The organism is Actinocrispum sp. NPDC049592, from assembly GCF_040675465.1.
Classification (GTDB): domain Bacteria; phylum Actinomycetota; class Actinomycetes; order Mycobacteriales; family Pseudonocardiaceae; genus Kibdelosporangium.
In genome coordinates this window covers 137,527-159,202 of sequence record NZ_JBFAPA010000015.1, presented here as the reverse complement: position 1 = coordinate 159,202, position 21,676 = coordinate 137,527, and the positions used below count along the sequence as shown (strand labels likewise).

The following is a 21,676-nucleotide window of genomic DNA, read 5'->3' as shown; positions in this document are numbered from 1 at the left end:
AGCCTCGGCCATGAAGGTACTGCTGGCGTCGCCCCGGTCGTTCTGCGCCGGGGTGGAACGCGCCATCGAGATCGTGGAACAGGCGCTGCACCACCGCGGGCACCCGGTCTACGTGCGCAAGCAGATCGTGCACAACAAGCATGTGGTGGCGGGCCTGGAAAAGCGCGGCGCGGTGTTCGTCGACGAACTGGCGGAGGTGCCCGAGGGGGCCACCGTGGTGTTCTCGGCGCACGGGGTCTCCCCCGCGGTGCGCGTCGAGGCGGCCGAGCGGGGGCTGGACGTGATCGACGCGACCTGCCCGCTGGTCACCAAGGTGCACGCGGAGGCCCGCCGGTTCGCCGCTCGAGGGGACACAGTCGTGCTCGTCGGACACGCCGGGCACGAGGAGGTCGAAGGCACCATGGGCGAGGCTCCGGACCGGACCGTGCTCGTGGAGACCCTGGCGGACATCGAGGACCTCGACGTCACCGACCCGGCGAAGGTCTCCTACCTCCTGCAGACCACGCTCGCCGTCGACGAGGCGGCGGACGTGGTGGCCGGGCTGCGTGAACGATTCCCCGCGCTGCGCGGCCCGGCCTCAGACGACATCTGTTACGCCACGACGAACCGGCAGGACGCGCTGACCGCCATCGCCGAGGAGGCCGACCTCGTGCTGGTGGTGGGGTCGGCCAACTCGTCCAACTCGGTCCGGCTGGTGGAACTCGCCCGCAGGCACGGCACCCCGGCCCACCTCATCGACGATGTCCGCGACATCGAGCAGTCCTGGCTGTCCGGCGTCCGGACGGTCGGCCTGACCGCGGGCGCGTCCGCGCCACCGGGCCTCATCGACGAGGTCGTGGCCGTCCTCGAGCCGTCCTCGGTCGAGGAACGGGTCACCGCCCGGGAGACCATCCGGTTCACCCTGCCGTCCGCTGCGAGGCGCCCATGACCACCACCGATCCCGGCCATACCCGGTTCGTCTCCGGCCCGGAGGACCTGGCCGGCCTGACCCCCGCGGAGCTTTGCGCGCTGGCCGAGCAGATCCGCGAGTTCCTGGTCGCCAAGGTCTCCCGGACCGGCGGGCACCTCGGGCCCAACCTCGGCGCGGTCGAGCTCACCATCGCGCTGCACCGGGTTTTCCGTTCGCCGCACGACGTTCTGCTGTTCGACACCGGGCACCAGGCGTACGTGCACAAGATCCTCACCGGGCGGGCGGCCGACTTCGACTCGCTGCGCCAGGCGGGCGGCCTGTCCGGGTACCCGTCCCGGTCGGAGTCGGAGCACGACTTCATCGAGAACTCGCACGCCTCGACCGCACTGTCCTATGCGGACGGTCTGGCCAAGGCGTTCGCGTTGCGGGGCAGCGAACGCCAGGTCGTGGCGATCCTCGGCGACGGCGCGCTGACCGGGGGCATGTGCTGGGAGGCGTTGAACAACATCGGCGCGGCCCCGGACCGGCCGGTGGTCATCGTGCTGAACGACAACGGCCGGTCCTACGCGCCGACCGTCGGCGGGATCGCGAGCCACCTCGGCGAGCTGCGGTTCTCTGGCGAACGCAACCTGTTCGAGGACCTCGGCCTGGCCTACATCGGCCCGGTCGACGGGCACGACATCCCCGCGCTGGAACACGCGATGAGACAGGCGATCCGGCTGCGGCTGCCGGTCGTGCTGCACTGCGTGACCCGCAAGGGCAAGGGCTACACCGCCGCCGAACAGGACGAGGCCGACCGCCTGCACGCCGTCGGGCCGTCCGGCGGCGTCGCCAGACCGAGCTGGACCTCGGTGTTCGGCGACGAGATCCTCGCGATCGGCGCGGACCGGCCGGACGTGGTGTGCGTGACCGCCGCGATGGCCGAACCCGCGGGCCTGGCCCGGTTCGCGGCCGAATATCCACAAAGGACGTTCGACGTCGGGATCGCCGAGCAGCACGCGGTGACCTCCGCCGCCGGGCTGGCCATGGGCGGGTTGCACCCGGTGGTCGCGATCTACGCGACCTTCCTGTCCCGCGCGGTGGACCAGCTGCTGATGGACGTCGCGCTGCACCGGTTGCCGGTCACGTTCGTGCTGGACCGGGCCGGGGTCACCGGTCCGGACGGCCCCAGCCACCACGGCATGTGGGACGCCTCGTTCCTGCCCATCGTGCCCGGGTTGCGCCTCGCGTGCCCACGGGACCCGGCCCGGTTGCGAGAACTGTTGCGAGAGGCCGTGTCCGTCACCGACGGTCCCACGGTCGTCCGCTACCCCAAGACAAGCGCGGGCCCGGACATCCCCGCGCTGCGACGGGTGGGCCAGACCGATGTGCTGCGGGAGGATCCCCGGCCGGAGGTGCTGCTGGTCGCGGTCGGCCCGTTGACATCGGAGTGCCTGACCGCCGCCGATGAGCTGGCGGAGTTGGGTGTCGCGGTGACGGTGGTGGATCCGCGGTGGATCGCCCCGGTGGACCCGGCGCTGCTGAAGCTCGCCGCCGCCCACCGGCTCGTGGTCGCCGTCGAGGACACCACCACCCCGGGCGCCTTGGGCGGACGGATCGCACAAGCGTTGGCCGCGGTGGGTTGCGAGACCTGCGCGGCGACTTTCGCGCTGCCCTCCCGGTTCCTGCCGCAGGCCTCCCGCTCCGAGATCCTGCGCGCCCACGGCCTCGACGCGGCCGGCATCACCACAACCGTGCTCAAACGCCTGGAGGCCCTGTCGTGACCATGGTCCAGCTCGGACCGACGCGCCTGCGCCGGCAGTCCCGTCAAGTGCTCGTCGGCAGCGTCCCGGTAGGCGGGGACGCGCCGATCTCCGTCCAGTCCATGACGACGACACTGACGTCCAATGTGGACGCGACCCTGCGGCAGATCGCCGAGCTGACCGCCGCGGGCTGCCAGATCGTCCGCGTCGCCGTCCCCTCCCAGGACGATGCCGACGCACTCCCCCAGATTGCCCGCCGGTCCAAGATCCCAGTCATCGCGGACATCCACTTCCAGCCCAGGTACGTGTTCGCCGCCATCGACGCGGGCTGCGCGGCCGTCCGCGTGAACCCGGGCAATATCCGCCAGTTCGACGACAAGGTGCGCGAGATCGCCCGGGCCGCCTCGAACGCGGGCATCCCCATCCGCATCGGCGTGAACGCGGGCTCCCTGGACAAACGCCTGCTCGCCAAGTACGGCAAGGCGACCCCGGAAGCCCTGATCGAGTCGGCCCTGTGGGAATGCTCGCTGTTCGAGGAGCACGGCTTCCGGGACATCAAGATCTCCGTCAAACACCACGACCCCCTCACCATGATCGCCGCCTACCGTGGCCTGGCGGCCCGCTGCGACTACCCATTGCACCTCGGCGTGACCGAGGCCGGCCCGCAGTTCCAGGGCACCATCAAGTCCGCGGTGGCGTTCGGCGTCCTGCTCGCCGAGGGCATCGGCGACACCATCCGGGTGTCGCTGTCCGCGCCGCCGGTCGAGGAAGTCAAGGTGGGCAACCAGATCCTGCAGTCCCTGGGCCTGCGCCCCCGCCAGCTCGAGATCGTGTCGTGCCCGTCCTGCGGACGCGCCCAGGTCGACGTCTACAAGCTCGCCGAGGAGGTCACCGCGGCCTTCGACGGCTTCCCGGTGCCACTGCGCGTCGCCGTCATGGGCTGCGTCGTCAACGGCCCAGGCGAGGCTCGCGAGGCCGACCTCGGCGTTTCGTCCGGCAACGGCAAGGGCCAGATCTTCGTCCGCGGCGAGGTCGTCCGCACCGTCCCGGAGAGCAAGATCGTCGAAACGCTGCTCGAGGAGGCCCTCAGCCGCGACTGGACCACATAGGGTGTCCCCGTGCGCGAAGTTCAGGCAAAAGTCGCCCAGGCCGCCGACAAACTAGGCCTCCACGCGAACGCCCCCACCCTCACGTTGACCCTGCAGACCGACATCGGCCGGCTCGCCGAGGAGGTCCTCGCCGCCACCGGCGGCGGCCGCCGCCCCTTCCGCCCCACCGAAGGCTGGGAGCAGCGCCTCGCCGACCTCACCTTCACCCTCGTCAACCTCGCCGACCAGACCGGCGTCGACCTCACCACCGCCCTCGACGCGGCCATCGCCCGCCACGAAGCCAACGCCAAACCCCTCGACGACCTCCCCGGCTGGTAACCCCCACCCCCGCGTGTCCCCCTTTCCTCCACCCCGTGTCCCCTTTTCCTCCGAACCGTGTCCCAGCCACGTTCCAGGCGGCGCGCCAACCCAAGTTGGCGCCGCCCCCGCGTAACCGATTTGACGCCCCTACCCCCGCCGTAAAAGATCGCGTCATGGCATCCCACATCCACAACTTCTCCTTCAACAGCGCCAACCCCTATGCCCTCGCGGAGTTCTGGAGCAAGATCACCGAACGCCCCATCCACGAAGGCGACAAGCCCGGAGACCCCGAAGTAGCCATAGACCTGGGCAACGGCACCAACCTCTTCTTCCAGCTCGACCCGAACCCCAAGCCGGAAGCCGACCGCAACCGCCTCCACGTCTGCCTCCGCCCGGATGACCGCACCCGCGACGAAGAGGTCGACCGCGTTCTCACCTTCGGCGCGACTTTGTTCGACGACCGACGCAACCCGGACGGCACCGGCTGGGCAGTGATGCGCGACCCGGAAGGCAACGAGTTCTGCCTCGAGCGCAGCGAAGCCGAGCGGGCCTCAAGCTAGGTAAGTCGGGCGCCCACCGGCAAACGTCGCCACCACCGAGATGTCGCGAAGCTCCTGAGGCGAAACAGTACTGGGGTCGACAGCCGTCACCATCAAGTCCGCGACATCCCCAACGGCGACGCCCCTACGCCCCTTACTCGCCGCAGCCAACGCCGTCTCCAGATCAATAGCCTGTTCCGGGTGCCAGGGCGGCCGGGTGTCATCCGTCCTGGTCACCGCGGAAGCAATGCCGTCCCACGGGTCGAGCGGTGCGACCGGCGCGTCCGACCCGATCTCCAACGTCGCCCCGGCCCGAAGCAGCGCAGCGTAAGGAAAAGCGCGCCCCGTACGCCCAGCCCAATGCTGGTCGGCCACATCCCGGTCATCCGGCTGGTGCGCAGGCTGAACGCTCGCGATCACACCCAGAGCAGCGAACCGCCCCAGGTCCGACTCGCGGACCAGCTGAGCGTGCTCGATCCGCCCCGGGCAGCCGACTTTCTCGAACGCGTCCAGCGCGATGGTGTTCGCATGGTCACCGATGGCGTGCACAGCGGGGCTGAGCCCATGCCGGAAAGCCTTGTCCATCAACGAGACCAGTGCGTCGAACGGCAACTCCAGCAGGCCGTGGCCGTCCTGCCCCGGATACGGTTCGTGACAGTAAGCCGTGCGGGTGTTCAACGACCCGTCCACGAAAAGCTTGTACGGCCCCACAGTGATCCCCGGGGCGACGACATCGCCGGTCCGGTGGCCACGGGCGATCGCGGTGTCCAGCAGCGGCCGCGAGATCACGGCGGCGACCCGCACCCCGAGTGGCCGCAAAGCCAGGCGCCGCAACCAGTCCGCGACGGTGTCCGAGTACTCGTAGTCGACGATCCCGGTCACACCACGGGCCGCCGCCGCGTCGGTCGCCTCCAGCACCCACTGGTCCAGCGTGTCGACCGACGCCGACGGCAGCTCCGCAGTCGCTGCCATACAGTCGTTTTCCAGCAGTACCCCGGTCGGATGAGCCCGGCCGATCAGCCGCAGCGCGGCCGGGCTGAGCCACAGGGTGTGCAAGTCGTTGCTGAACAAGGCGACCGCGCGGCCGGGCAGCGCGCGCTCCAGCATGTCCTTGTGCGGCAGGTCCGGCCACGTCCCGTCGCGGAAGCCATGTCCCATCACCAGCTCATTCGCACCCGCCTCGCGCGCCACGGTCGCCACCGCGGCGGCCGCGGAAGTGGCGCCCGCCAACGAGATCCGGCGGCGGGAACTTGCCCACTGGGTCGCGTGCACGTGCGCGTCCACCAGGCCGGGCAGCACCGTGCCGCCCCGCCCGTCGACGACCTCGTCGCCGGCCAGGCCCGGGCCGACCGCCGCGACACGCCCGTCCTCGATCAGCACGTCGGCGCGGGAACCGCCCAGACCGAGGCGGACGTCACGTAGCAGTAACCGGCTCACCACGGAAACGGTACACGGCGGCCCCGGGTAGTCTTGGTTTGTGGGAAGAACAAAGAGGATGGTCGCCGGGGCGCTGGGCCTGACGGCGCTCGGCCTGCTCGGGCGGGCCGTCCGGGGCGTGCCGGACGCGATCGGCGCGGCACCGGAGGGTGAACGTGCGGAGCGGATGCGTCGCTCTCCGCAGTTCCATGACGGCGTGTTCCGCAACACGCGGCCGAGCGGGACCCTCCAGCCGGGGGACTTCCCCGAGACGATGCGCCGCCTGCTGTTCGGCCGGGAGAAGCGCAAGCCCGCCGGGCCGGTGCCGCTGGTCAGCACTCCCCCGCCGGCGGAGTCGGACGGCCTGCACATCACGTGGTACGGGCACGCCTCCGTGCTGATCGAGATCGACGGCTCACGCGTGCTGTTCGATCCTGTGTGGAGCGACCGGGTGTCACCATCCGCCGTGCTGGGCCCCAAACGGCTGCACCCGGTGCCGGTGCCGCTGTCCTCGCTCGGCCGGATCGACGCCATCGTGATCTCGCACGACCACTACGATCACCTTGACCTGCCTACGGTTCGCGAGCTGCTGCGCACCCAGCACGCGCCTTTCCTTGTCCCACTGGGCATCGGCGCGCACCTGGAGCACTGGGGCGTGCCGGGCGACCGCATCGTGGAACTCGACTGGGAGGACAGCGCCGAGGTCGGCCCGCTGCGGCTGACCGCCACCGAGGCGCAGCACTTCTCCGGCCGTGGTCTCAAGCGGGACGGAACCCTTTGGGCCTCTTGGGTTGTGGCCGGGCCGGAGCACCGCGTGTTCTACACCGGCGACACCGGGTACTTCGACGGGTTCGCCATCATCGGCGAGCGGCACGGGCCGTTCGACGCCGCCCTGGTACAGGTCGGCGCGTACGACCCGGCGTGGCCGGACATCCACATGACGCCCGAGGAAGGCGTTGCCACGCTTGTGGACGTGCAGGCGCACGTGCTGATTCCCGTGCATTGGGCAACATTCAACCTGGCCGTGCACGCCTGGACCGAACCCGTGGATCGCTTGTGGCGTGAGGCAAAAGCCCGTGACGTGCGACTGGCTGTACCCAGACCGGGTGAACGCATCGACGTTTCGGACCCGCCGATCGTCGACGGATGGTGGCAGGCGCTGTAGCGGATGCACTCGAAAGGCCGCTAGGAAATCGTTGTGTGCGGAGCGAAAATATGGCTCTCGCCATAGCTCAAGTGGGAGAGCACTCCGGCTCACGAGTGCGGAGAGGACGTCGGTTCGATTCCGGCTGGCGAGTCTCACACCGCGGGACCGGCCACGTGCGGCCGGTCCCGCGGAATGTCCACTTTGTACTGTCGGTAGCCGAAGCCACCTCACCGTTGACCTAGTCAGCCCGCCCCGCGCTGATCCGCGCGGGCTCCGGCGACTCGTGCGCGATCTCGATCCGCCGGGGCTTGGCCCGCTCGGCGACCGGGATCCGCAGGGTCAGCACGCCGGTGTCGTAGGACGCCTTGATGTGGTCGGTGTCCAGGCTCTCGCCGAGGAACAGCTGCCGGCTGAACACGCCGAGCGGCCGCTCGGAGACCTGCAGCTGCACGTCCCCGGTGTGCGCGGGGCGGCGTTCGGCCTTCACGGTGAGCACGTTGCGCTCGACGTCCACCTCGACCGCGTCCGGGTCGACGCCCGGCAGGTCGAAGTGCACGACGAAGTCGTCACCCTGGCGGTAGGCGTCCATCGGCATCGAGGCCGGGCGGCTCCACGTCCCGGCGGGCTGGAAGAACTGCTGGGTAAGCCGGTCGAGCTCGCGGAAGGGGTCGGTGCGCATCAACATCGGGGTCCCTCCTTGTCGATCAGTCCTGGAGTTGTCACGCACTGACCCAGTTATAGCGCGTCGTCATTCCGTTGACAAGAGGCTGCGTCATCATCATGATGACAAGCGTGGACGAGTACGCGAACGCCCAGCGGTACCTGGGCGAACAAGGCTGGAGCGAGGGCGTCTCCCCTGCGGCGCAAGCGATGCATCTGGTCCAGGGGGTGGCCGAGGGCGGCGCCAGGCCGTCGGCGGCCGAACTGCTGGCGGCCCTCGTGGTGCTGCGGGAACTGCGTGACGACCTGGCCCGGTGGGAGCCCGCGCTGATCGCCGCCGCCCGCGAGCTGGGGACCAGCTGGGCGGCGATCGCGCCCGCGCTCGGCCTGGCCAGCCGGCAGGCCGCGGAGCGCCGGTACCTGCGGATGAACCAGTCCGGCCGGGACGGCGCGACCGGCGAGGAGCGGGTGCGCGAGGTGCGTGACCGGCGCGCGGGCGACCGGGTGGTCACCGAGTGGGCGCGGCAGAACGCGGCGGTGCTGCGGCAGCTGGCCGGACAGGTGATCGGCCTGCCCGGGCCGCGGCCGCGCAAGCTCGCCGCCGCGTTGTCCCAGGACGATCCGGCCGCCCTGCTGGAACCGCTGGCCGGCCTGCAGGCCCGGCTGCGGCCCGAGCACCCGGAGCTGGCCGACCGGATCGGTGCGGTGACCAGTCAGGCCGACCAGCTGCGCGCGGCGACTAGCGCCGCCCGAGCCAGGGGAACGACAGACCGTCGCTGATCTCGAGCGTGCCGGCCACCCGCACGAGCTCGTCGGGCGCCAGCCCGGAGACGATCAGCCACCGGCCGGTGTCGTACTCGACGACGAGGGCGTTCGGCGCCTCGGGGTTCGGGCCGATCCTGCCCTGCTTGCCGCGCACGACCACCCCCATCCCCGGCATCTGCGGCGGCCGGGTGGTGATCTGCACACCGACGGTCCGCCTGCCCGAGCTGGTGACCCGGACGTCCCAGTGGTCCGCCGTGCCGGAGACGGACTGCGGTGCCGTGCCCTTCGCGTCCTCGGGCAGCCAGCCGAACCGGACCGGCGCCGGGATCACCGTGACGCCGTCGGGCCGCACCGACCGCGCCAGCTTGACCAGTTCGTCGCGGGCGCCGGGCAGGCTTCGCGACATCAGGTACAGCGGCGTCCGCCCGTCGGGGGCCCAGACCAGCTCCGCCTGGGTGTCGTCGCCGGTGAAGAACCCCTCGACACCGGCGCTGATCTGGACGACGACCGGGGTGTGGCTGCCGTGCACGACGTTCGGGCCGCTGCGCTCGAAGACGAGGTGCGGCGAACCCGGCGGGCCGTCCCACGTGCGGCGCAGCGATCCGTCGGCCAGCACCTCCCGTTCCGACTCCACCAGCCGGTCCGGCAGATACCCCAGCTGGAAGGGCATGACCTCACCGGGCAAGGGCTTGGCCGGTGAGGTCGTCCGGACGGCAGGCGCGGGACCCACGGGCAGCGCCACCGGAGCGCGGACCAGCACGATCGGCACCGCGACCGCCACGGCCACCCCGGCGCCGATCAGGCTGTACAGCAGCGCGCGGCTCCGGCGTTTCGCGGTCCTCGCCAGCACCCTGGTCAGCACGCGCATGTGGTCGGGAGCGCGACCGGCCTGGCGCCGGAACGCGTCCTTGATCAGCTCTTCGGTGCTCATCGGTCATCTCCGTTCGAGACCGGTTCGAGGGCCGGCGTGATGCGCAGGGTGGACAGGGCGCGGGAGATGTGACTGCGGACGGTCACCACACGGCAGCCCATCAGGCCGGCGATCTGTTCGTCCGGCAGGTCGCTGAAGTACCGCAGCACGAGCGCGACCCGTTGGCGCCCGGGCAGCCGGGCGATCCGGGCGAGCAGCTCGTCCCGGTCGTCGACCCGGGTCATGGCGTCGTTCGCGGCCGTGCCCAGCTCGATCATCTGCTGCGGTGACCTGGGCGCCTCGTTCCAGGATCTGCGTCTGCGCCAGGACAGGAACTGGTTGGTGACCATCCGGTGCACGTAGGCCTCCGGGGCGGGCGCGTCCCGCACGCGTTTCCACTTGCGGTGCACCTTGAGCAGGACCTCCTGCACGATGTCCTCCGCCAGGTGCGGATCGTTGGTCAGCACGGTCGCGTACCGCAGCAGGGCCGGCAGCCGGGCCGTGGCGAAGTCCTCGAACGTCACTGGGCCTCCTTCTCACCCCCTTTACGCTCCGAGCGCCGTGCTTCGTTGAACGGGTGGGCGCTTATTTCCCGGTGTGGACCCAATATCGTGTCGGCGTGCACGGGGTCGACTACTACGAGCTGCTTGGCGTCGCGCCCGACGCGTCAACCAGCGAGATCCGGTCGGCCTACCGGGCGCTGGCGAAGGTCATGCACCCGGACGCGGGTGGCACCGCGGGCACGTTCCGGCTGCTGCGCGAGGCGTACGAGACGCTGTCGGATCCGGTGCGGCGGGCGGAGTACGACCGCGAGGAGCAGGACGAGCAGGACGAGCCATCCGCGCCGGTCGCGGTCCGCCGCGCGCCGATGCGGATCATCCGCGACGACCCGGCGTACGTGCCGGTGGTGGCCGACATCCCGGTGGACACCATCCCCTGGTGGTACACGGTCGACGCGAACGTGGTGATGTCCGGGATGATCCGGCACGAACGCGAGGTCGTGGCGGGCGCGATCGCCGGCTGGGGCCTGCTGCTGCTGGCGTTGTTCGTGGTCTCGCCGCCCGCGCCGCTGTTCATCATCTGGCTGCTCACCCTGGCCGGCTCCGGCGCGGCGCTGTTCTCCGCCGTGCGCAGGCACTTGAACGGCCAGCCCAACGGGGCCTTCATGGCGCACAAGGTGTTCGGCCGGCCGGAGAGCGGCAACGAGCACCGCGCCCAGCAGCTGACCGCGAAAGTGCTGGCCAAGTACCTGACCCGGTTACCCGCGGCGCGGATCTTCCACGGCCTGTCCGAGCCCGGCTCGGTGTTCGTGGACGTGGACCACGCTGTGCTGTGCGGGCACCGGCTGGTGCTGATCGAGTCGAAGATGTGGCTGCCCGGGCACTACGAGGTGGACGAGGACGGTGAGATCTGGCGCAACGATCACCCGTTCCGGGGCGGGTCGACACGATTGGGGGACCAGCTGGAGACGTTCCGCGAGCTCTGGCCGGACCTGGAGATCCGTGGCGCGCTGTTGCTGTACCCCACACGTCCGGGTGAAATCACCACCGAACCGTTCGACGCCGAGATCCCGCCGCTGACCCCGGACGGCTTCATCCGGGAGATCGGCGAATGGCTGGCCACCGATCCCACGTCCGTCGACAAGAAGGCGATAGCGGCGGTCCTCGACCGAGTGGTCAGCTAGTGCTACCCGCCCACACAGCGAAAGCCTTCTGTACCTCTTCGGGTGAATGTGCCAGCGCGTCGGCGTCCGGGTGCGCAGGGGAGACGCTCGGCAGGTGGATCAGGGCGTCGTAGGCCCGCAGCACGTCGATATCGCAGTCGTAGAAGCCGAACCGCTGCCGGGTGACGGCGTTCAGGGTGTCGCGGTCCTCGTCACCGAGGGACTTGAGGTCTACCGCGAACAGGCCATCATGACTGGCTGCCATCACCCCGTCGAGCGTTTCCGGGTCCGGATCACCGAGATCCGAGAACAGCGTGCCCGCGTAGAACTCCGGCCCGTTCGTGAGCGCTTTCCCGCCGCCCGTGGTGACTCCGATCGGCACGTAGGCGTCGCCGAGCCGGTTCGCCAGGTGCAGGCCCATCGGCGTGATCGGGCCCATGCCCGGCAGCGTGCCCTTGTGGCGCTGGATGTGACCGTTGTGCGCGGCGACGATGATGCGATCTTCGTTGCGCAGCAAGTGTTCGACGGTGTCCGCGATGGCCGCGTCGCGGTAGAGCATGACCGCGTTCATGTTGCCGTTGGCCGCTTCGTGGGCGACGGCGTCCAAGGTCATCGTGAGGCTCATCGCCCGCAGCGCGCGCTCGTAGGCCGCCCTGCCGGTGATCTTCTCGTAGTCGGCGCGGCTGGCGGCGAGGTGCGTCTGCAGGCGGGAAAGGCTTGCGGTGAAAGCATCTTTGTCGTCCAGCTGGGCGTAGGCGGCCACCGCCGCGGGCGCTGAGAACGGTGAGATCGCGCCGTAGCTCGCCGACTCACGCAGCTTCGGGTCGACCTCGTAGCCAACGCTCCGCAGGTACGCGGCGACCGCCTCGAGTCCCGGCCCGAGGTTGGCGTTCGAGCCGGGCAGGTCGATCCCGGAGAACCGGCCGAGGGTCCTGAGGTGGTCACCCATCTCGGTCCACAGACCCATCAATCCGGTGAACCCGTTGGCCTGCACGTCGCCCAGATCGCCGCCGCCGTCCAGCCACGCCTGGACCCGCTGCGACTCGACGTAACCGGTTTCCATCGCATAGAGGGAAAACCCGTGGCGTTCGTGCAGGTAGCGCTGGATGCGGTGGCGCAGCCGGTAGGTCTCGCCGTTGTAGTGCGAGCTCTCCCCGATCGCGACCACCCGGGCGTCGCCAACCAGGCCGTCCAGCCAGCTCAGGTCGTCCAGCGGGTCCCGCGGGTCGAGCGTGGACATCGGAATGACGGCGTTCAGCTTCATGACCAACCCCCTAGCGGTGCGTTCCCAACTTTGAGAACGGTACCAGATGTGGGATCGTTCCGGTGTGGACACGCTCGACCTTCTCCTGCACCCCGTCCGGCTGCGCATCGTGCACGCCATGTCCGGCGACCGGACCCTGACGACATCCGACCTGGTCACCAGGCTGCGCGACGTCCCGAAGACGAGCGTGTACCGGCACGTCGCCCTGCTCGCCGAGGCCGGGATCCTCGAAGTGGTCGACGAACAACGGGTCCACGGCGCAGTGGAACGCCACTACCGGCTCCGCCGGGACCGGACCGCGATCGACATGGAGGCCGCGGCGAGGATGACGCTGGAGGACCACCGCCAGGGGTTCGCAGCGGCCATGGCGGTGCTGCTGGCCGAGTTCAACGCATACCTGGACGAGGAGGGCGCGGATCCCGTGGCGGATGCGGTGGGTTACCGCCAGGGCATCATCTGGCTGAACCCCGAGGAATGCATGGCCCTGATCGAGGAGGTCACCGCCGCGTTCCGGGCCCACGCCGGGAACGGCCCCGCTCCGGGCCGCACTCCCCGCCTGCTCAGCGCCATCCACTTCCCCATCGCGGAAACCCCCAGCTAAGCGAGCTGCGCGAAGTACTCCGCCCGCTCGGCCTCGAGGAACGCGTCGTTGTCGTTGCGCTTGTGCAGCCAGTACCCGCAGAAGTAGATCTGCTTCTTCGGCACGCCCCGCGCGACGAGGTGCCGCCGGGCCGCCTTGACCATCCCCGCCTCGCCCCCGATCCACACGTACAGCCCCGCGGGTTCGATCGGCACCGACGACAGGTGGGACACCATCAGCTCGCCGGTACCGCGAGCGGGCCCGTCCCGGTGGATCCACCGGACCGAGGCCTTCAACGGGATCTCGTCCTGGGCGCCGTTGACCTCGGCGAGCAGTCGCGCCGAACCGTCCTGAGCGTCGAGGATGGCACCCGCGGCGGGCAGCGCCGTCTCGTCGGCGATCAGCAGCCGGGAGGTGGTGCCCTCGGGTTCGTTGTAGCCGTGCCCGTCGGTCAACACCCCGATGACATCACCCGGTTGGGCGGCCTGGGCCCAGCGGGAGGCCGGGCCGGTGTCACCGTGCAGCACGAAGTCCAGATCAATTGACCTGCGGGCGGGAAGAAATCGCCGTATCGTGTAGTTGCGAACAACGGGACGGATGTCCTCTGGCAACTGCTGGTACTCAGTCCACCAGTCGTCACTCAGCGGAACCACCGGGACACGCTGGTGGCTCTGCGGGAAGAACGTGCGGACCAACTGGTCGGGTCCGGTGTGATCGAAGCCGCTCAGACCGTCCAAATGCAGGGTGATTCTGCTCATGTGCGGGGTGAGCCGGCGCACGCCGCGGACCTCCGCGAGGATGACCTTGCTGGCTGTTGGCACGTGCGTTCCCCCTGCTCAGAGCGATGGACTTAGGTAAGGCTCACCTTACCGTAGCTCGACCAGGTGACGCCGGCTACACCTGCGTCATGCGTCTGTGTGTCCATCGTCGCAGAAGAGGAATACCAACAGGCCAGGTAACGTTGAACGCTGCGTAACCGGTATCCGGTGAAGACATCGTTCGAACCCACGCCCGGCAGGTACACGCGGGGCGCGGGCGAACACCTGCGCGCCCTGAAAGGGGGAGACCATGTCCGTCGAGACGACCAAGGCCGTTGTGCGCCCTAGGGAAGACGCCGATCTGGTTGGATACTACCTGGCCGAGGTCGGAGCGACACCACTGCTCACCGCCCAGCAGGAAGTCGAACTGTCCAAGCAGATCGAAGCAGGACTATACGCCACCGAGCTGCTCCGGCGCGCCGAGGAGGGCGAGCAGATCGCCCACGACCCGGCCGAGCTGAAGATCATCGCCAGGGAGGGCCGCCGGGCCAAGGACCACATGATCCGTGCCAACCTGCGGCTCGTGGTCTCCCAGGCCCGCAAGCGCTCGCAGGCCGGCCTGCCGATGCTGGACGTCATCCAGGAGGGCAACCTCGGGCTGATCCGAGCGGTGGAGAAGTTCGACTACAGCAAGGGTTTCAAGTTCTCCACCTATGCCATGGCGTGGATCAAGCAGGCGATCGGCCGGGGGCTGGCCGAGCAGACCCGTACCGTGCGGCTGCCCGTGCACGTGGTGGAGGAGCTCGCCAAGTTCCGCCGCGTGGAGCGCAAGCTGGAGACCAAGCTGAACCGGGACCCGACCCCGCAGGAGCTGGCCGAGGAGGTCGGCACCACCGCCGAGCGCATCATCGAGCTGCGCCGGGCCGGGCGGGACGCGGTCAGCCTGGACACCCCGGTCGGCGAGGACGGCGACTCCAAGATCGCCGACCTGGTGCCCGACATGGAGGCGGAGAACGCCGCCGAGATCCTCGAGCGCGAGGAGCTCTACAGCGAGCTGCGCAAGCAGATCGCGACCCTGCCGCAGCGCGAGGCGTTGATCATCTCGCTGCGCTACGGCCTGCACGACGGCCACGAGTACACGCTGCAGCAGGTGGCCGAGCGGATCGGGCTCACCCGTGAGCGGATCCGCCAGCTGGAGAAGCACGCGCTCGCCGAGCTTCGCCACCCCGCCCGCAACCAGGGCCTCTTGGCACTGGCGGGTTAGTCAGCCACAGGCGCGGCCAACGGTGGCCGCGCCTTGGAGTCGTGTTCGTCAGCCTTCCGGCGTCCTGCCCGGCCACACGCACGGCGATGTGGCGGTGAGCAACAGGGCGCCGTTCTTGTTGGCCTGCACCGCCATCCGGAACCCGTCCGCCGCGTTCTCCACCCACACATAGAGTCCGACCGGGCGGGCGTCATGCAGGATCTCGAAACCGTTGGCGGTCCACCAGGTGTGCAGGGTGTCCACATGCCGCGGGTAGTCGGCCGGGGCCAGGTCCCAGATCCGGTACTCGGCCACCGCCATGAACTTCCCCGACGGGCCGCCGTCGTACGGGTCGTCGCAGGGTGAGGGTTCGCCGGAGAGCTTCTCCGCCTCGGCCGAGGACAACAGGGACATCGCGTGCTGGGCGAGATCCTCGACGCGACGGGTGGCCTCTTGCAGCGTGAACACGTGTCCTCCCGAAGTACAGCCGACAACGGGCGAAAAACGTCCACCAACGGGCATACCATGCGCACGTTCGAATGCGACTATATGTCCCCCGAAAGAGACCCTCCACTGTGGATTTATCGCTGGGTTTGTCTCGGCCGGGTCACGCTGTTCGGCCGGTGCCGATCCGTGGGAAGGGCGCGGTGGAGAAGATGACCTCCACCGGCACCTCGAAGTACTCCGCGATCCGCAGCGCCAGGTGCAGGCTCGGGCTGTACTCGCCGCGTTCCAGGTAGCCGATCGTCTGGTAGTGCACGCCCAGCGCGTCCGACAGCTGCCTGCGGGAGATGCCGCGTTCGGCGCGCAGCATGGCGATGCGGTTGTAGATGACCTCGCTCATGTCATGTGACCCGCTTCATCGCCTTCTCGCGCAGGCGTTCCATGTTCGACCCGGACTCGCGGCGGGCCATGCGGCGCAACACTACCGGTGCCAAGATCAGGCCCGCGACGGCCCACGCGGTGAGCACGAGCACCATCTCCACCGGCCGCCACGACCCGCCGATCTCGACCACCTTCAGCGAGTCCGGCAGCAGCGCGTGCCGCATTCCCAGGCCCAGCCAGTAGATCGGGAAGACCTGCGCGAGGTCCTGCAGCCAGCGCGCGGCCTCCGAGAGCGGGAAGAAGATCCCGGAGATACCGACCATGCCCATCATCGGCAGCGTCATCAGGTTGGCGTAGCGCGGGTTCTTGAACATCGCGCCGATCACCGCGCCCAGCGGCATGGTCGCGACCAAGCCGATGAGAAGCACGAGGGCCAGCAGCAGCCAGGAACCCACCGAGCCGAGGGCGAGCCCGTCGAACAGGAACGCGCCGGGGACCAGCAACAGCAGCAGGCCGATCACGCTGCCGACCGACACCGAGAAGACCTTGCTGATCAGGTAGGCCTGCATGCCGTTCGGGGTTGCCTTGGCGCGCAACAGGGTCCCGTCCTCGCGCTCGACCGCCATGCTCTGCGCCAGCGCCATCAAGCCGCCGAACGCGACGCTCATCCCGATGCTGCTCGGCAGGGTGGCGGCGCCCAGCGAGAAGCCGGTGGTGCCGATCGTGGAGCCACGCATGAACAGCATGACCACCAACAGGATCGCCGATGGGAAGAGCATCCCGGCGAGGTCGGTGTAGGAGCGGAGCGACTGCTTCAGCTCGATCAGGCCGCGGCGCACCCCGATGCGCGCTGTCGTGGCGAACGTGCTCACCGGGCCACCTCCAGCTGGTTCGTCTCGAAGCGCATGACCATGGCCATGTAGGTGTCCTCCAGGGAGCCGCGCCGGACCTCGAGGTCCTCGACGTCGTCCCCGTACTGTTTGAACAGGTCGTGCACGAACTTCGTGGCCTCGGTGGTGGCGTGCACGAACCGCTGGCCGTGCACGGTCCACTTGACCTCGGACTCGGTGGCCATCTGCAGCGAGAGCTGGTCGGCCGAGCCGTCGGCGATCACGGTGCCGCCGGACAGGATCATGATCCGGTCGGCGAGCTTCTCCGCCTCGGCGAGATCGTGCGTGGTCAGCAGGATGGTGGTGTCCTCATCGGACAGACGGTGCACGAGCTCGTGGAACTCCCGCCGCACCGCGGGATCGAACCCCACCGTCGGCTCGTCGAGGAACAACAACTCGGGCCGCCCCACAATCCCACACGCCACATCCAGCCGGCGCCGTTGCCCACCGGACAACCTGTTGATCTTCTTCAGCGCATGTTCGGTCAGCCCCACGACCTCGATGAGCTCGTCGACATCCCACGTGCGGTGATAAGGCGCGTAGTAACTGGCCTGGTGCATGAGCATCTCGCGCACCTGCCACTTCCCATGATCACGCCAAGACTGCAGCACGATCCCCAGCCGCGCACGCCAAGCCTCATCCCCCTTGGCCGGATCCACCCCCAGGACCCGGACATCCCCAGCGGACCGCATCCGGAACCCCTCAAGGATCTCGATGGTCGTGGTCTTCCCAGCCCCATTGGGCCCAAGAAGAGCGACAACCTCCCCCCGCTCGGCCCGGAAGTCGATCCCCCTCAACACATCATTGGTGCCATACCGCATCCGTAACCCACGAACCTCGATAACAGACCCGTCCCCAGCCATAGCTCCCTCCCCATCCAACGTGTAGCTCAGAATGTAGCACATGTACTACATCCCGCAAGAGCCCTGCTGCGAACTGTTTACGGCGGTGAGATCGTGCTGGGAGGCAAGAGGCAGTGCCGGTGGGACACCCGGGACCAACGCGAGACACGGGCCCGGAGCAACGTGACGCACGAAGGCGCCGACGGGACCCTTGTCAAACCGAACCGCGCCCCAGCCACGCACGCCCCCAGTGGCGCCAGTCCCTACTCCGCGCGAACAACCACGAAGCTCTCGCTCGGGATGTCCTCGGCGTCCGCTGACGCCAGAAGGACTTTGCCTGGGGGACGCGGGATTGCGGAAGAACTCAGGTTGCAGATGACCTTGATGGCACCGCGGTGCAAGGTGATCACGCGGTCGTCCTGGTCGACGACGAAGTCCTCCAGCCGGGGATCGGTGAGTTCGGGGTACTCACGGCGGAGGCCGATGAGGGCGCGGTAAGTCTCGAAGAGGTCTTTGTGCGCCGCGTCTTCCAGCTCGGACCAGTCCAAAGTGGAGTTTCTGACCGTCTGGGGGTCCATGGGGTCGGGGACTTCGGATTCGCCCCACCCGTGCTCGGCGAACTCGCGGCGGCGGCCGGTGCGCACGGCGTCGGCCAGCTCTGGGTTGGGGAAGGACGCGAAGAACTGCCACGGCGTTTTGGCGCCCCACTCCTCGCCCATGAAGATCATGGCGGTGTACGGGGAACACAGCACCAGGGCGGCGCCGCAGGCGAGGACGCCTGGGGACACGGTGGCCGACATTCGGTCGCCGGTGGCGCGGTTGCCGATCTGGTCGTGGTTCTGCAGGAACGCCAGGAACCTGTGCGCGGGGGTCACCGCTTTGTTGATGGGGCGGCCGTGGGTGCGGTCCCGGAACGAGGACCAGGTGCCCGCGTGGAAGAACGCGTTCTCGAGGGTGGTTTTCACTGCGTCAGGGGCGGCGAAATCGGCGTAGTAGCCCTGGCTTTCGCCGGTGAGGAACACGTGCAGCGCATGGTGGATGTCATCGCACCACTGCGCGTCCAGGCCGTAACCGCCCGCGGCCCGAGGCGTGACGTGCCTGGGATCGTTGAGGTCCGACTCGGCGATCAGGGTCAACGGGCGGCGCAAACCCGCCGACAAACCCTCGACCTCTTCCGCCAGCTCCTCGAGGATGTGCTTGGCGCGGTGGTCGACGATCGCGTGGATGGCGTCCAGGCGCAGCGCGTCGACATGGAAATCCCGGAACCACATCAAGGCGTTGTCGATGACATACCGGCGCACCTCATCGGAGCCAGGGCCATAGACGTTCAGCGCCGCGCCCCAGATGTTCTGGCCCGCGAAATACGGGCCGAACCGGTCAAGAAAAGCACCGGAAGGGCCCATGTGGTTGTACACAACGTCAAGCACAACGCCCAAACCGCGGGCATGAGCGGCGTCGACGAACCGCTTGAACCCGTCAGGCCCGCCATAGGGTTCGTGCACAGCGCCCCAAAGCACGCCGTCGTAGCCCCAGCCCGCTGTGCCATCAAAGGAGTTGACGGGCATGACCTCAATGAAGTCCACACCCAGCGAAACCAGGTGATCCAGCCGCGCGATGGCCGCGTCGAACGTGCCGGATGAGGTGAAAGTCCCGATGTGCAGCTCATAGATGACACTGCCCGGCAACGCACGCCCGGTCCAGCCGGAGTCCGTCCACGGGAAAGAGTGGGAATACACCTGGGAAGGACCGAACACGCCGGTCGGCTGACGCAGCGACCGCGGGTCCGGCAGGGGAGTCGGGTCATCGTCCACGAAGAACGAGTAGTCCGTCCCGGAGACGTCCGTGGACCACCAGCCGCCCTCCCCCGAAGTCATCGGGTGCCGGACGCCGTCGACCGAGATCTCCACCCGGGTATGCCCGGGTGCCCACACCGAGAAGGTCACTGTTCACTCCGCACCAGCAGCGCGACGGGATACCGGGAGAAAACATCGGCCACAGCAAAGGAATCGACGACGCGGTCGGTGATCACGTCGGTCCACGTCCCGGAAAGGGGCAGCGCGGTGTCGTGCCAGCCGCCCGCTTGTTCCAGCCCCGCAGGCAAACGAGTCACCGCGGTCACGAGATTGCCTGAGCCACGGGAGAAAGCGAGCACGTGGGAGGCCGCGGAGCCGGTGGCGGACAGCGGCGAATATCCGGTGAACAGCTCGGGCCGCTCCCACCGCAGACGCAACGCCTGCGACACAACGCGAAGCTTGGCCGCCCCGGACGCGTCGATCGCCGGGACCTCCTCCTCGACCCGGGCCAGGATCTCCCGGCGCAGCTCGAAGTCCACCGGCCGGCGGTTGTCCGGGTCGACCAGCGAGTAGTCCCACAGCTCGGTGCCCTGGTACACGTCCGGCACACCGGGCATGGTCAGCTGGACCAGCTTCTGCGCCAACGAGTTCGACCAGCCGTGCCACTGGATCCGGGCGACGAACTCCTCGATCTCCCCGCCCAGAGCGGCGAACACCTGCGCCGGCCAGGCGGCCACCGCGGCGTCGAACTCCTCGTTGCGGTCCGTCCAGCTGGTGGCGATCTTGGCCTCACGGGAGGCTTTCTCCAGGTATGCCCGCAGACGCTCCTCGGAGATCGGCCACGCACCAACGACTGTCTGCCACGCCAACAGGTTCAGCGTCGGCTCCGGCAACGGAACCTTCGAGGTCCACCGCTGCACCGCCGAAGCGAACTCCGCGGGGATCTCCGACAACACGGCCAGCCGGGCGCGGACATCCTCGGACCGCTTGGTGTCATGAGTGGACAGTGCGGTCATGCCGGACTCGAGAGCGGCCGAGGCCTTGGTGTGGAACTCCTCCACCGAGACACCGAACCGGCCCGGATCGCTGCCGACCTCGTTCAGCGCCACAAACCTGTTGTAACGGTAGAAAGTCGTGTCCTCGACGCCCTTGGCCATCACCATCGCGGCGGTCTGCTCGATCCGCGAGGTCACCTCGCTGTCCGGCCGGGCGAGCATCCGCTCCCCCACATCGCCCACCGGCAAGGCGTCCTTGATGCCATCGGCCAGATAGGACCGGTACACCTGGTACCGCGGCAGGTAGTCGATCACGGCCTCTTCGGGCACACCCAGCCGCGAGATCCGCCGGACCTCGGCGCGCAAGAGGTGCTCGGCGACCCAGCGCTTGCGCTCGGTCTCCATCGCGTGCAGGTCCTGGTCCCCCGCGAGGGCGGACAACGGGGCCTCGCCCGCGGGGTCGATGAACACCCCGCACACCAACCGAAGCGCGTCATACCCCGTCGTCCCGTCGACCGGCCAGGTCGACGGCAGCGTCTCATCCGGACCGAGGATCTTCTCGACCACCAGCCAGGTATCCGGCGCGGCAGCCCGCAACCGGCGCAGGTACTCACCCGGATGCGTCAACCCGTCCGGATGGTCCACCCGGATCCCGGTGACCTCGAGGTTCTTCACCCACCGCAACACGGCCGCGTGCGTGGCCTCGAACACCAGGGGGTCCTCGACCCGGACGGCCGCCAGGGTCGTGATGTCGAAGAACCGCCGGTAGTTCAGCTCGGTGTTCGCCCGCCGCCAGTTCACCAGCCGGTAGTGCTGCCGATCGTGAACCTCCTCGGCGCTACCACCAGAAGTGCCGGGCGCCAACGGGAAACGGTGGTCGAAGTAGCGCAGCTCATCGTCCTCGACGGACAGATCGGCCAGCGAGTCCGACCCCAGCACCGGCACCAGGATCGGGCCGGCCTCCCAGTCGATGTCGAAGTACCGCGCGTACCGCGAGGACCGCCCGTTGCGCAGAACGTCCCACCACCAGGGGTTCGACGGCGGGTCCGCGATGCCCATGTGGTTGGGCACGATGTCCACCACGAGCCCGAGTTCCAGCTCCTGCAGCTCGCCCGCCAGCCGCATCCGGCCCTCCTCGCCGCCGAGGGCGGGGCTGGCCTGGGTCGGGTCGACCACGTCGTAGCCGTGCGTCGAACCCGGTGCCGCCGCGAGGACCGGCGACGCGTACACCGCTCCGACGCCAAGCGCGGCAAGGTAGTCCGCGATCTCGGCGACGTGGTCGAACGTCATGTCCGGCCCGAGCTGCAGCCGGTAGGTCGAGCTGG

22 protein-coding genes and 1 tRNA gene are annotated in these 21,676 nt (G+C 69.0%); 11 read left to right on the top strand and 12 right to left on the bottom strand.

Going from position 1 to position 21,676, the window contains the following annotated elements:
- Nucleotides 1-10 precede the first annotated feature (10 nt).
- From ispH to AB0J95_RS32750, 5 genes are all read left to right on the top strand, one after another.
- Nucleotides 11-928, top strand: a complete 918-nt coding sequence (ispH, locus tag AB0J95_RS32770) for a 4-hydroxy-3-methylbut-2-enyl diphosphate reductase (protein ID WP_364766576.1) — start codon at nt 11-13, stop codon at nt 926-928.
- Nucleotides 925-2,673 carry a 1-deoxy-D-xylulose-5-phosphate synthase gene (locus AB0J95_RS32765; RefSeq protein ID WP_364766574.1) on the top strand — a complete coding sequence of 583 codons (1,749 nt, stop codon included), beginning with the start codon at nt 925-927 and terminating at the stop codon, nt 2,671-2,673. The genes ispH and AB0J95_RS32765 overlap by 4 nt, the downstream gene beginning before the upstream one ends.
- A gap of 2 nt (nt 2,674-2,675) precedes the next feature.
- Entirely contained in the window at nt 2,676-3,761 is a 1,086-nt protein-coding gene (gene ispG / locus AB0J95_RS32760; protein ID WP_364767008.1) for a flavodoxin-dependent (E)-4-hydroxy-3-methylbut-2-enyl-diphosphate synthase, read from the top strand.
- Nucleotides 3,762-3,770: 9 nt separating this feature from the next.
- Entirely contained in the window at nt 3,771-4,079 is a 309-nt protein-coding gene (locus AB0J95_RS32755; protein WP_364766571.1) for a hypothetical protein, read from the top strand.
- A 155-nt stretch (nt 4,080-4,234) separates the two neighbouring features.
- Nucleotides 4,235-4,621, top strand: coding sequence for a VOC family protein (locus AB0J95_RS32750; RefSeq protein ID WP_364766568.1), 387 nt, complete (start codon nt 4,235-4,237; stop codon nt 4,619-4,621).
- On the opposite strand, the gene AB0J95_RS32745 is transcribed toward AB0J95_RS32750, so the two are convergent.
- Complete coding sequence (locus AB0J95_RS32745; RefSeq protein WP_364766566.1) at nt 4,613-6,037, bottom strand: amidohydrolase family protein; 1,425 nt, start codon at nt 6,035-6,037, stop codon at nt 4,613-4,615. The two genes, AB0J95_RS32750 and AB0J95_RS32745, sit on opposite strands and share 9 nt — an antisense overlap.
- A gap of 58 nt (nt 6,038-6,095) precedes the next feature.
- Here AB0J95_RS32745 and AB0J95_RS32740 point away from each other — a divergent pair, with 58 nt between their 5' ends.
- Together AB0J95_RS32740 and AB0J95_RS32735 are read left to right on the top strand one after the other, a co-directional pair.
- Nucleotides 6,096-7,181, top strand: coding sequence for an MBL fold metallo-hydrolase (locus tag AB0J95_RS32740; RefSeq protein ID WP_364767005.1), 1,086 nt, complete (start codon nt 6,096-6,098; stop codon nt 7,179-7,181).
- A gap of 56 nt (nt 7,182-7,237) precedes the next feature.
- Nucleotides 7,238-7,314 (top strand) — tRNA-OTHER (locus tag AB0J95_RS32735).
- A gap of 87 nt (nt 7,315-7,401) precedes the next feature.
- On the opposite strand, the gene AB0J95_RS32730 is transcribed toward AB0J95_RS32735, so the two are convergent.
- Nucleotides 7,402-7,848 carry an Hsp20/alpha crystallin family protein gene (locus AB0J95_RS32730; protein ID WP_364766563.1) on the bottom strand — a complete coding sequence of 149 codons (447 nt, stop codon included), beginning with the start codon at nt 7,846-7,848 and terminating at the stop codon, nt 7,402-7,404.
- A 107-nt stretch (nt 7,849-7,955) separates the two neighbouring features.
- Between AB0J95_RS32730 and AB0J95_RS32725 the strand changes: the two genes are divergently transcribed.
- Nucleotides 7,956-8,603: an HSP18 transcriptional regulator gene (locus AB0J95_RS32725; protein WP_364766561.1), complete on the top strand. Its 648-nt coding sequence runs from the start codon at nt 7,956-7,958 to the stop codon at nt 8,601-8,603.
- On the opposite strand, the gene AB0J95_RS32720 is transcribed toward AB0J95_RS32725, so the two are convergent.
- Both AB0J95_RS32720 and AB0J95_RS32715 read right to left on the bottom strand, forming a co-directional pair.
- Nucleotides 8,563-9,519: a hypothetical protein gene (locus AB0J95_RS32720; protein ID WP_364766558.1), complete on the bottom strand. Its 957-nt coding sequence runs from the start codon at nt 9,517-9,519 to the stop codon at nt 8,563-8,565. The two genes, AB0J95_RS32725 and AB0J95_RS32720, sit on opposite strands and share 41 nt — an antisense overlap.
- Nucleotides 9,516-10,022, bottom strand: a complete 507-nt coding sequence (locus tag AB0J95_RS32715; protein ID WP_364766555.1) for a SigE family RNA polymerase sigma factor — start codon at nt 10,020-10,022, stop codon at nt 9,516-9,518. Before AB0J95_RS32715 ends, AB0J95_RS32720 begins: the two co-directional genes overlap by 4 nt.
- A gap of 95 nt (nt 10,023-10,117) precedes the next feature.
- On the opposite strand from AB0J95_RS32715, the gene AB0J95_RS32710 reads away from it, so the two are divergent.
- The gene (locus AB0J95_RS32710) at nt 10,118-11,182 is read left to right on the top strand and encodes a DnaJ domain-containing protein (protein ID WP_364766552.1); all 1,065 of its coding nucleotides are present in this window, start codon (nt 10,118-10,120) and stop codon (nt 11,180-11,182) included.
- On the opposite strand, the gene AB0J95_RS32705 is transcribed toward AB0J95_RS32710, so the two are convergent.
- Nucleotides 11,175-12,425, bottom strand: coding sequence for an erythromycin esterase family protein (locus tag AB0J95_RS32705; protein ID WP_364766549.1), 1,251 nt, complete (start codon nt 12,423-12,425; stop codon nt 11,175-11,177). The two genes, AB0J95_RS32710 and AB0J95_RS32705, sit on opposite strands and share 8 nt — an antisense overlap.
- A 64-nt stretch (nt 12,426-12,489) precedes the next feature.
- Here AB0J95_RS32705 and AB0J95_RS32700 point away from each other — a divergent pair, with 64 nt between their 5' ends.
- Nucleotides 12,490-13,026 carry a helix-turn-helix domain-containing protein gene (locus AB0J95_RS32700; protein ID WP_364766546.1) on the top strand — a complete coding sequence of 179 codons (537 nt, stop codon included), beginning with the start codon at nt 12,490-12,492 and terminating at the stop codon, nt 13,024-13,026.
- Here AB0J95_RS32700 and AB0J95_RS32695 read toward each other — a convergent pair.
- The gene (locus AB0J95_RS32695) at nt 13,023-13,826 is read right to left on the bottom strand and encodes a siderophore-interacting protein (protein WP_364766543.1); all 804 of its coding nucleotides are present in this window, start codon (nt 13,824-13,826) and stop codon (nt 13,023-13,025) included. The two genes, AB0J95_RS32700 and AB0J95_RS32695, sit on opposite strands and share 4 nt — an antisense overlap.
- A 247-nt stretch (nt 13,827-14,073) precedes the next feature.
- On the opposite strand from AB0J95_RS32695, the gene AB0J95_RS32690 reads away from it, so the two are divergent.
- Nucleotides 14,074-15,027, top strand: coding sequence for a sigma-70 family RNA polymerase sigma factor (locus AB0J95_RS32690; protein ID WP_364766540.1), 954 nt, complete (start codon nt 14,074-14,076; stop codon nt 15,025-15,027).
- Between the two features lie 48 nt (nt 15,028-15,075).
- On the opposite strand, the gene AB0J95_RS32685 is transcribed toward AB0J95_RS32690, so the two are convergent.
- From AB0J95_RS32685 to AB0J95_RS32660, 6 genes are all read right to left on the bottom strand, one after another.
- Nucleotides 15,076-15,474, bottom strand: a complete 399-nt coding sequence (locus AB0J95_RS32685) for a hypothetical protein (protein ID WP_364766537.1) — start codon at nt 15,472-15,474, stop codon at nt 15,076-15,078.
- 139 nt (nt 15,475-15,613) lie between these two features.
- A complete protein-coding gene (locus AB0J95_RS32680; RefSeq protein ID WP_364766535.1) occupies nt 15,614-15,850 on the bottom strand; it encodes a helix-turn-helix transcriptional regulator in 237 nt (78 codons plus the stop codon).
- Between the two features lies 1 nt (nt 15,851).
- A complete protein-coding gene (locus tag AB0J95_RS32675; protein WP_364766532.1) occupies nt 15,852-16,703 on the bottom strand; it encodes an ABC transporter permease in 852 nt (283 codons plus the stop codon).
- Entirely contained in the window at nt 16,700-17,584 is an 885-nt protein-coding gene (locus tag AB0J95_RS32670) for an ABC transporter ATP-binding protein (protein ID WP_364766529.1), read from the bottom strand. The genes AB0J95_RS32675 and AB0J95_RS32670 overlap by 4 nt, the downstream gene beginning before the upstream one ends.
- Nucleotides 17,585-17,826: 242 nt before the next feature.
- The gene (gene treZ / locus AB0J95_RS32665; RefSeq protein WP_364766526.1) at nt 17,827-19,506 is read right to left on the bottom strand and encodes a malto-oligosyltrehalose trehalohydrolase; all 1,680 of its coding nucleotides are present in this window, start codon (nt 19,504-19,506) and stop codon (nt 17,827-17,829) included.
- A complete protein-coding gene (locus tag AB0J95_RS32660) occupies nt 19,503-21,641 on the bottom strand; it encodes an alpha-amylase family glycosyl hydrolase (protein ID WP_364767002.1) in 2,139 nt (712 codons plus the stop codon). Before AB0J95_RS32660 ends, treZ begins: the two co-directional genes overlap by 4 nt.
- Between the last annotated feature and the right edge of the window lie 35 nt (nt 21,642-21,676).

What these genes read in the sequence shown, in the direction of transcription:
- ispH (WP_364766576.1), top strand. Translation starts at nt 11, where the DNA reads ATGAAGGTACTGCTGGCGTCGCCCCGGTCGTTCTGCGCCGGGGTGGAA.
- AB0J95_RS32765 (WP_364766574.1), top strand. Translation starts at nt 925, where the DNA reads ATGACCACCACCGATCCCGGCCATACCCGGTTCGTCTCCGGCCCGGAG.
- ispG (WP_364767008.1), top strand. Translation starts at nt 2,676, where the DNA reads ATGGTCCAGCTCGGACCGACGCGCCTGCGCCGGCAGTCCCGTCAAGTG.
- AB0J95_RS32750 (WP_364766568.1), top strand. Translation starts at nt 4,235, where the DNA reads ATGGCATCCCACATCCACAACTTCTCCTTCAACAGCGCCAACCCCTAT.
- AB0J95_RS32740 (WP_364767005.1), top strand. Translation starts at nt 6,096, where the DNA reads ATGGTCGCCGGGGCGCTGGGCCTGACGGCGCTCGGCCTGCTCGGGCGG.
- AB0J95_RS32730 (WP_364766563.1), bottom strand. Translation starts at nt 7,848, where the DNA reads ATGTTGATGCGCACCGACCCCTTCCGCGAGCTCGACCGGCTTACCCAG.
- AB0J95_RS32720 (WP_364766558.1), bottom strand. Translation starts at nt 9,519, where the DNA reads ATGAGCACCGAAGAGCTGATCAAGGACGCGTTCCGGCGCCAGGCCGGT.
- AB0J95_RS32705 (WP_364766549.1), bottom strand. Translation starts at nt 12,425, where the DNA reads ATGAAGCTGAACGCCGTCATTCCGATGTCCACGCTCGACCCGCGGGAC.
- AB0J95_RS32690 (WP_364766540.1), top strand. Translation starts at nt 14,074, where the DNA reads ATGTCCGTCGAGACGACCAAGGCCGTTGTGCGCCCTAGGGAAGACGCC.
- AB0J95_RS32680 (WP_364766535.1), bottom strand. Translation starts at nt 15,850, where the DNA reads ATGAGCGAGGTCATCTACAACCGCATCGCCATGCTGCGCGCCGAACGC.
- AB0J95_RS32670 (WP_364766529.1), bottom strand. Translation starts at nt 17,584, where the DNA reads ATGGCTGGGGACGGGTCTGTTATCGAGGTTCGTGGGTTACGGATGCGG.
- AB0J95_RS32660 (WP_364767002.1), bottom strand. Translation starts at nt 21,641, where the DNA reads ATGACGTTCGACCACGTCGCCGAGATCGCGGACTACCTTGCCGCGCTT.